The organism is Candidatus Aegiribacteria sp. (assembly GCA_021108435.1).
GTDB lineage: Bacteria > Fermentibacterota > Fermentibacteria > Fermentibacterales > JCC-6 > Aegiribacteria.
Genome location: JAIOQY010000203.1, coordinates 1 through 8,411 on the forward strand (window position 1 = coordinate 1; position 8,411 = coordinate 8,411).

Genomic DNA, 8,411 nt, shown 5'->3' on the forward strand with positions numbered 1-8,411 from the left:
GGGCGGGAATTATTCCCGCCTTATCCTTATGGAAGCTTCGGCTCCGCCAAGAATTCTACTGGAGCCAAACGACAGTGTCCCGCCGTGCAGATCAGTAATCCTCTTTGCAATTGCGAGCCCAAGACCGGTTCCACTGCTGGCATGATCTTTAACAAAAGGTTCTCCCAGCCGATCAAGGATTTCAGGACTGTAGCCCGGACCGTCATCCGCAACAGAGACGCGGGCTGAGTGCCCATTATCGTCGATAGAAATAGAGACAATCACTTTTGAGACGGCGTACTTAACGGCATTCCGGATCAGGTTACCAAGTGTTCGTGCAAGCAGTGATCGGTCACCGATGCAGTTTCCACTCCCTTTCAACTGAATTTCTATTTCATCCCGTGCCCAGGATTCAGCCTGAATAAGCTCGCTGCATATCTCCTCAAGATCAACTTCTTCCTTCAGAATTTCAACTTTCCTCTTCAGCTTGTTAAAAGCAAGAAGTTCAGTGACAAGCATATCAAGAGCGATTAGATCCTTATCCATCCTGTCGATCATTGAAAGAGAGCCGTCATTTGAATCTTCTCTGATCAGTTCAAGAGCAAGCCGCATCCGGGCCATGGGAGTGCGCAGCTCATGAGCCACAATTCCAAGCAGTTCCTGATGGGATTCAAGGAGAATTTTTATCTGACCGGCCATACTGTTGAAAGTTTCTCCAACATCATCTATCAGATCTCCTTTTTCTTTTACATGAAGTCTTACTCCGAGGTTACCTGACCCGAATTCAGAAGCGGCCCACCTGAGCCTGCCCAGACGCTTTCTAACAGGCCAGAGGGCAAAGTAGAGAACAAGACCTTCCATAAGAAGCAGCAACAGAAGAAAAAGCCAGAAACCCTGACGGAGGAAACCAAATACTCCACCGCGCTGAGAAACGGAGAGATCAATTCTCCAGGGATAGTTCTGAGGGAGACCGGGTAAAGGCATAAAACCATCTGGAGGATTAATCCGCTGAAGGTGTCCCGCATTAGCCACTACTCTTATTTCGAGATCGAGAGATTCAGCCATCAATATTATATCTTCACGGTCATGATACTGTGAAGAAACAACAAAATTCCTGAACTCCTCAACACTGTTCCTGTAGGAATTGAGCTGAGCAGGAATGATTTTCGTCAAAGCGAAAACAGAGAGAAATAGAGTCATGATAACACAGATGGCAAGAGGGAGGTAGACTTTCCAGAATAGCTTTCTCATAATGATTCATCCGGCACAGCCAGGACATAACCAACTCCGCGGACTGTCTTTATCAGATCGTCTTCTTCGAAGGAGCTTTTAAGCTTCTTCCTGAGCCGGGAAATGATTACATCAACTGATCTGTCGAAAGAGTGAAAATCGATGCCCCTCAATTCTTCTACAAGCATGCTCCTCTCCTGAACTCTGCCAGCTCTGGTCGCAAGAAGAACAAGCAGGTCGAATTCGGTTGTGGTCAGATCGATATTCCTGTTCTCGAAGACAACTTTCCTTGATGGAACATCTATGTGAAGATTCCCTTTTCGAATGATTTCCGCTTTCTCGTCAGCGGAACCCCTTCTGAGCAGAGCTCTGATCCTTGCAAGAAGCACCCTCGGTGTTACGGGTTTTCCTACGTAGTCATCGGCTCCCATTTCAAGACCGACTACGACATCAGTGTCATCCTTCATCGCTGTCAGCATGAGAACAGGGCCTCTCCAGGAGGCTCTTAAATCCCTGCATATATCGAGACCACTGGCGTCGGGGAGCATAAGATCAAGAACAACAAGATCAGGTTTGTTTTCAAGAACGGATTCTACCGCGTTGGAACCCTGGTGCAGGATGTTGACTATGAAACCATGCCTCTCAAGGTATTCTTTGAGAAGAGAAGCAAGAGATTCGTCGTCTTCGATAATGAGAAGTTTATAAATAGCAGTCAAATCATTTCCTCTCGGTTCGGTGACCGATGTATATTATAGTGAAGTGAATACGCATGCCAATACGAAAGCAGAAGAAAGACTGGAGAAAATGCTTACATCAACAGTTATTATCGTGATTGCCCTTATGGGTTCCAATGAAACGGAACCGGCATATGTTCTTGATTATCCGGGAATAGCCTTTGGATGGCTCTCCGAGGAGTTTAATCCGCCAGTTGAAGGAACCCTGACAGTCGAAGCGGGAGTAATAGCAAGCGGGCCAAATAATTCCGGACTGGAGTACCATCTGTATTACTGGCAGGAGAACCTTGTTCCCAATACGCGAAAAGATGAGTGGCTGGAAGAAAGGTTCAGATCTATTATCTCTCCGGACCTGCTGCCTCATCTCCTCCAGGGAGCACCGGAATGGATAGAAGGAAGCCTGGCATCACCATTCAGAGAGAGCGGTTCTCTGGGTCTTGTCCCTGTAATGAACTTCAACATTGTTACAGATGAAGGAGATATCGTAGGGAAAGGAAAATCCTGCGCAATCTTCTGTAACGGCTACTCCATGCTCTTTTACGGAATAGCGCCAATGTCATCTGATGCCGAGATAAGATCGGATCTGGAAAGAATGATATCACTTATGTATCGGATAGAGAGCTGACTACCTTCGCTTTATTCCAAAACCGTAAAGCAGTCTTCCAAGCGTTAGAACGATTATGGAGTGAGCCAGAAGAATGGCAGCCTGTATGATTCCGCCTGGAAAAACAAGGCTCAATGTCATGATTCTTCCAACAGGCGGAATAGCAGCCTGAAGCCACCCGGAGGAAGGATAAAGGGAAGGCATCCCTGTCAGAAAACCAAGAAGCATCATAGCGACGAAGAATAATGATCCTGCTGTACCGGAGGTTATTAAACCAAGCAGAGCTCCGGCGGAAACTGCCCAGATAATCGGTATATACAGTTCTGCCAGAACCTGAATCCACGGGAATCGACTTATCTCCGGAAGCGCAGCTATCACAGCTCCTGTGGTCAGCAGATACATAACAGTGGCAATTGAAAGAACTGCAAGAAATGAACCCCAGAAACCTGAGGATCTGCTTACCGGAAGAGAAAGAGAATTCCTGAACCAGAATGATCCCCAGAGTCTGGAGAAGAAGAGACACGATTTTATACCTGCAATAAGAGTCAGCAGAAGAGACGCGTTCCAGATGGCAAGAACAGTTCGCTGTTCCAGATTGAATATACCGGTAACTCCCTGTGCTGAAAGATAGGCTTCCGCATGAACTATGAAGGCGAGCATGGGGGGAAGAAGAAGATACGGTCCAATCCATCTTGTCCTGAGGAGAAGAAGAATGCTGCTTTTATAGTAGAACGTCATCCTGCCGCTCATCGGAGAGTCTCAATTCTATCCGCTTTTTCAAGAAGAGGAGACATTTTCTGCACAAGGGCCAGAACAGCCGCGTTCTCAAGAGCGGGCAATATCAATGCTAACGCGGAATCGACACTCGAAGCGGAGACATTCCTCAAAGGCTCATCGAGTATTACAACCGATGGAGATGTGAGAGAAACAGGAGCAAGCGAGAACAGCTGGAGCTGTGAAAGATTCAGCTTGTCCGGATACTTTAAACAGACATCCTGAAGCTCCATTCTTTCGCACCAGTCACGAACATCATCCTTAACATCTCTTGAGGGAACTCCTCGAATGAGAGAAATCCTCTGTTGCAGTTGTGTGAGGATGAAGATATCCGGAGCGTAATTGAAGTTCTGAAAAACAAAAACTGATCTATCTCGCGATCTCATCGTACCAGGCTTTGCTCCCATGATTCTTATTGAATCTCTTACTGGTTTTCTGATACCCGCAAGGCACTTCATCAGATCGCTCTTACCGCTGCCGGGCCCCCCGATGAGCGCTACCAGTTCACTGTGGTTGACTTCCAGAGAAAGATGTGGTATTCGCGGTGGGTCTGAGTAACCACCAATAGAGATGTATGGAGCCATAAGTTCCCTTCAAAATGAAAACTGAAACGGATAGATACGCCATGAAAAGCGTTACGACCACCCTGCTGCTTATTATACTGCTTGCGGGATGCACTGAAAGGGAAAGATACGCAGAACGTTATCTGGATTCGGTTGGACTTGTTCTTCATCCGAATAGTCCGGCTGAAGTAAGCGGGTTTCTAAAAAAGCGGTTTGAGCCCTGGGACGCACTTGAATGTCCTGATATGACAGGAATAAAAGAAATAGCATTTATATGCAGCACTGAAGACTATACCATAATAACGGAGAATCTTCAGGACTGCCTGATTCCGGTGTCAATCACAACCGGTATATCTGACGTTATTCCCTCGGTGGAATATCTGCAGGACGGTATGGTATGGAAGCCTAACTATCGATGGTCTATACTGGAGGGAATCTGCAGATTTACAGCAACTGTTTCAGTTGTCAATTCCACGGGAAGGGAATGGTTTTCAGAAAGCATAATGATGATGGACATGCTGAACGAACCGGTCTGCAGGCTTTCTGATACACTCATAATCCCTGATGGAGAGCTTGAACTTGGCTGGTGGCATGCGGAGGGTACCGCTCATCCTCTGACTCTGGTCTATGGATGGCCCAGAAATGCCGGGTGGAATCAGCTGATTCCATGTCATGTACCGGACGCGGGGCAGATAATCCCTGCCGGTGAAGAGACTTCCGACTGGCCTGTCAGAACAGGCGACACGCTGTGGATTCAAGCTGAACACAGGGTTGAACTTCATGAAACCATTGAACAGAAACCCGACGGATATAGCTGCCTGCTTGAATTGCGCAATGACTCAGAAAGGTATATGGAGATAAAATTCTCACACCCCGATATTCTCCCGAGAGGAGCGGAATTCGTGGAAGAGGAAGCATTTCCCGATATTCTGGATCTCTATCCCGGAGAGCAGGCGCTGCTGAAATACAGCCTGATTTACGATGTATCATCTTGACCAATGGGTATTTGTTTGGTTAGTATAGCGGCCCAACCAAAATAAACGGTGCGCCCGTAGCTCAATTGGATAGAGCGTCTGGCTACGGACCAGAAGGTTCCGGGTTCAAGTCCTGGCGGGCGTACCAAACAGTGCCACCCACCAATAAAAGCGACAAAAACGCCCGGGGACGTACCACACTTCTTCAACTTATGCTTCACGCAATTAACGAAGCTCCTCATCTGATAGAGACCTTGACTGGTTACTGTTGACAGCGGTATCATCAGTTTCAGGTGAATGAACAGATATAGAAAAGAGCATATAGACTGTTTAGGGAACCAGTTACAGAAAGTGAATAATCAAGGTTCCTATTTCAAATTATACCGAAAAGGCTATCATGGAGGGCATTAGTGATACAAAATGATAACCCCGTTTTTCTTGCAGGTCTGTTGCATGAACTTTGCCAGTTACCATAGGAAACAGAGTGGGTAGAGTTCAAGTGCGACAATGCCAATACTGTGGAGATCGGTGAATACATCTCAGCACTAGCTAATTCTGCTGCTCTATACGGTAAGGCAAATGCCTATCTTGTCTGGGGAGTGTACGATGCAACACATGATGTGATAGGTACAACATTCAAGCCATCCCAAGCCAAGAAGGGCAACGAAGAGTTAGAGAACTGGTTGCTGTGTTTACTCAACCCTCGGATTCATTTCCGTTTCATCGAATTCGAGGTTAACAGCAAACAAATCTCTATGATCGAGATTCCCCGTGCGAATCATCAGCCGGTGCAGTTTAAGGGGATCGAATACATCCGGGTGGGTTCCTATAAGAAGAAGCTGAAGGATTTTCAGGAGAAAGAACGCGTTCTCTGGCGCATTTTCGATATAACTCCGTTTGAACAGCAGGTCGCGGAAGAGTCTGTCAGTGATACAGATGTCCTGCGATTGCTGGACTATCCATCCTATTTCAGATTACTGGATGTACCCCTTCCTGAAAACCGTGATGCAATTCTTGCTCGGTTAGGGGAAGATCACATGATTCAAACCTGTGAATGTGGACAATGGGATATTCTAAACCTGGGTGCAATCCTTTTCGCATCGGATCTGTCGCATTTTCGACATCTTGAGCGAAAAGCGCTACGGGTTATTGAGTACGACGGCGACGGTCGGGTTCGAACGAAACGCGAATATCAAGGTCATAAGGGTTATGCCGTCGGATTCGAAGGCATAATTGGTTTTCTCAAAGACATGCTGCCCGAGAGCGAGGTGATCGGCGAGGCTTTTCGGAAAACCATTCCGATGTACCCTGAATTGGCTATTCGTGAGTTGGTAGCCAATGTCATCATTCACCAGGATTTCACTATAACCGGCACCGGGCCGATGGTCGAAATCTTCGACAGCAGATTGGAGATTACGAACCCTGGACAACCACTAGTTGATACGATGCGCTTCTTGGATACGCCACCCCAATCACGCAATGAAGCTCTTGCTTCTTTCTTGCGGCGAATAGGTATTTGCGAAGAGCGAGGTAGTGGTGTGGATAAGGTTGTGTTCGAGACCGAGTTTGCCCAGTTGCCTGCACCACTGTTCGAAGTGGTTGGTGGCCACACCCGGGCAGTTCTATTTGCTCACAAGACCTTCGCAAATATGGACAAATCCGACCGTGTCCGAGCATGCTACCTTCATGCCTGTCTCCAGTATGTGCAGCGAAAACAGATGACCAACACTACGTTGCGGAAACGATTCGGTATTGAGAAGAAGAACCTTGCCCAAGTCTCTCGTGTGATAAAAGATACTATTGAGGCAGACCTGATCCACTCCTATAACCCGGAAAGCGAGTCAAGACGGCATGCAAGTTACGTTCCATTCTGGGCTTAGCAACGCAAAAACGGTGAAGTGAGGTTAATTTGCTCGTTATTTGACTGTTATTTGATTGACGTTACTTCTACCACAAGATATAGGCAACGGACCGCGCATAACCACAGGATATAGTGCTTGTTGTAATTCAGCTCTATTTGACGCACGTTTGGCGTATCAACTTCAATAGAGCAGAAATCACGAATTTGGCTAGTCCGATGCTTTAGAAGAACCAGACCGTTTTGTAATTTGGTCTGGAAAATCTTCCCACCGCTTCATCAGCTCAGCAAGTTCTAGGGTAAGGGTGATCAGGTTTCGGAGGGTTCCATTGTACTTTGTATTTGAATTCGGTGGAAATCCCGATGAAGAACTTGAAAACGGAGCCTCTGAGGGTTCGTATGGCCATTGGGTTGGTGTACCAACCAATTACACGAATACAAGTCGGCTCTACACCATTAACAGGAGCACCTATTGTGTATGAAGCGCATCAAGCACAGCTTTGGGATTCCTTGATGCTATTCTCAAGAGTGCTTTAGCTGGTCCTTCAGGTTTTCTTCTACCCTGCTCCCAGTTTTGTAGAGTGCGTACACTTACACCAATCATTAGTGCAAATTCGCTTTGAGAAACATGAAGTGTTTGCCGAATCTTCTTGATATCTGGGGGATTCATGGTGAATACTCGACTTGGAGCTTTGCGATCCGCTTTGATATCACCAGCTTCCTTAATACTGGCAACTAGCATATCAAAATCTTTGTTCTTCATGACATATTCTCCTCAATCAACTGCTTCAGTGTTTTTATCTGCTCAGTCGTCAAATCTTTGTGATCTGTCTTTTTGTATATGAAAATCATGTAAATATCATCCGGACGATCCCAGTAATAAATCAAACGCAATCCTCCTCTTTTTCCAGAGCCAGGCAAATTCCATCTGATTTTTCTTAAACCACCAGAACCCTTAATCACAGAACCAGCATCAGGTCGTAACATCAATGCCATTTGCAGGGTTCTGTAGCTTTCATCAGGAAGCAGCTTCTGAATTAACTTTGTGAATATTGCTGTCTCAATGAATTTCATAAATCTTATATACGCCATTGGCGTATAGCTGTCAAGGTCATTGTTAACAATAAAATGGATGATGGACGATTAGTAAGTAGATCTTCTGCTCGACCGCAACTCTCGTTCTGTAACCACCTGCCCTTCCCAGTTGTCACCAAGCGCTTCTATCTCATAAAGCTTATTCTTGGGAAGTTTCAGCAGGCACAGCCACTGAGTTATCCGATCTGATGAGACTCTATGTCTTTTCGCAAACTGCTTTCGAGTGAGATTATCCCGGACCATTTCGTCTTGAAGCTCTTGAGCATAAATTACTGGATTGCGATAGGTCCTCTTGGAAGGTTTCAGTTTCTTAGTACATATGAATGAAGTATTCAGGAGAATAACAGGAGTAAATTGGGTTTGTATGGTCATTGGGTCGGTGTACCAACAGTGACAAACAGTGCCACCCACCAATAAAAACGACATGGCCTCTGGGGCCGGACGTCACTTGCGGTACTTACAAAATGAAATCCGGCTCTATACAAATGATGGAGGTACTTATCCATTGTCAGGTTCATACTCCAACCTTTGACCAGCAGTAAAGGAAATCAGATTGTTCTTCTAACGGAGGTGAAGAATGAGTCTTGAATAAACCCTGAC

General features: G+C 46.2%; 8 protein-coding genes, 1 tRNA gene and 1 pseudogene. 5 read left to right on the plus strand and 5 right to left on the minus strand.

The window, feature by feature from the left end; all coding sequences use genetic code 11:
• Positions 1–9: 9 nt before the first annotated feature.
• A complete protein-coding gene (locus tag K8R76_12335; GenBank protein MCD4848966.1) occupies positions 10–1,230 on the minus strand; it encodes a HAMP domain-containing histidine kinase in 1,221 nt (406 codons plus the stop codon).
• A complete protein-coding gene (locus tag K8R76_12340) occupies positions 1,227–1,925 on the minus strand; it encodes a response regulator transcription factor (protein ID MCD4848967.1) in 699 nt (232 codons plus the stop codon). Before K8R76_12340 ends, K8R76_12335 begins: the two co-directional genes overlap by 4 nt.
• Positions 1,926–2,013: 88 nt before the next feature.
• Between K8R76_12340 and K8R76_12345 the strand changes: the two genes are divergently transcribed.
• Positions 2,014–2,568, plus strand: coding sequence for a hypothetical protein (locus K8R76_12345; GenBank protein MCD4848968.1), 555 nt, complete (start codon positions 2,014–2,016; stop codon positions 2,566–2,568).
• Here K8R76_12345 and K8R76_12350 read toward each other — a convergent pair whose 3' ends face one another.
• A complete protein-coding gene (locus K8R76_12350; protein ID MCD4848969.1) occupies positions 2,569–3,297 on the minus strand; it encodes a hypothetical protein in 729 nt (242 codons plus the stop codon). It lies immediately after the preceding gene.
• Entirely contained in the window at positions 3,294–3,905 is a 612-nt protein-coding gene (locus tag K8R76_12355; GenBank protein MCD4848970.1) for an ATP-binding cassette domain-containing protein, read from the minus strand. The genes K8R76_12350 and K8R76_12355 overlap by 4 nt, the downstream gene beginning before the upstream one ends.
• Positions 3,906–3,919: 14 nt before the next feature.
• Between K8R76_12355 and K8R76_12360 the strand changes: the two genes are divergently transcribed.
• The 4 genes and pseudogenes from K8R76_12360 (at position 3,920) to K8R76_12375 (ending at position 7,198) form a co-directional block, all read left to right on the plus strand.
• A complete protein-coding gene (locus K8R76_12360) occupies positions 3,920–4,879 on the plus strand; it encodes a hypothetical protein (GenBank protein ID MCD4848971.1) in 960 nt (319 codons plus the stop codon).
• Positions 4,880–4,929: 50 nt separating this feature from the next.
• Positions 4,930–5,006, plus strand: a tRNA-Arg gene (locus K8R76_12365).
• Between the two features lie 262 nt (positions 5,007–5,268).
• Positions 5,269–6,738, plus strand: a pseudogene (locus K8R76_12370) (putative DNA binding domain-containing protein).
• A 307-nt stretch (positions 6,739–7,045) separates the two neighbouring features.
• Positions 7,046–7,198: a hypothetical protein gene (locus K8R76_12375; GenBank protein ID MCD4848972.1), complete on the plus strand. Its 153-nt coding sequence runs from the start codon at positions 7,046–7,048 to the stop codon at positions 7,196–7,198.
• Here K8R76_12375 and K8R76_12380 read toward each other — a convergent pair.
• Positions 7,186–7,479, minus strand: a complete 294-nt coding sequence (locus tag K8R76_12380; GenBank protein ID MCD4848973.1) for a helix-turn-helix domain-containing protein — start codon at positions 7,477–7,479, stop codon at positions 7,186–7,188. The two genes, K8R76_12375 and K8R76_12380, sit on opposite strands and share 13 nt — an antisense overlap.
• Between the last annotated feature and the right edge of the window lie 932 nt (positions 7,480–8,411).

Bases quoted from the DNA above. Each gene is read 5' to 3' on its own strand.
- K8R76_12335 (MCD4848966.1), bottom strand. From the start codon at position 1,230: ATGAGAAAGCTATTCTGGAAAGTCTACCTCCCTCTTGCCATCTGTGTT.
- K8R76_12345 (MCD4848968.1), top strand. From the start codon at position 2,014: ATGCTTACATCAACAGTTATTATCGTGATTGCCCTTATGGGTTCCAAT.
- K8R76_12350 (MCD4848969.1), bottom strand. From the start codon at position 3,297: ATGAGCGGCAGGATGACGTTCTACTATAAAAGCAGCATTCTTCTTCTC.
- K8R76_12355 (MCD4848970.1), bottom strand. From the start codon at position 3,905: ATGGCTCCATACATCTCTATTGGTGGTTACTCAGACCCACCGCGAATA.
- K8R76_12360 (MCD4848971.1), top strand. From the start codon at position 3,920: ATGAAAACTGAAACGGATAGATACGCCATGAAAAGCGTTACGACCACC.
- K8R76_12380 (MCD4848973.1), bottom strand. From the start codon at position 7,479: ATGAAGAACAAAGATTTTGATATGCTAGTTGCCAGTATTAAGGAAGCT.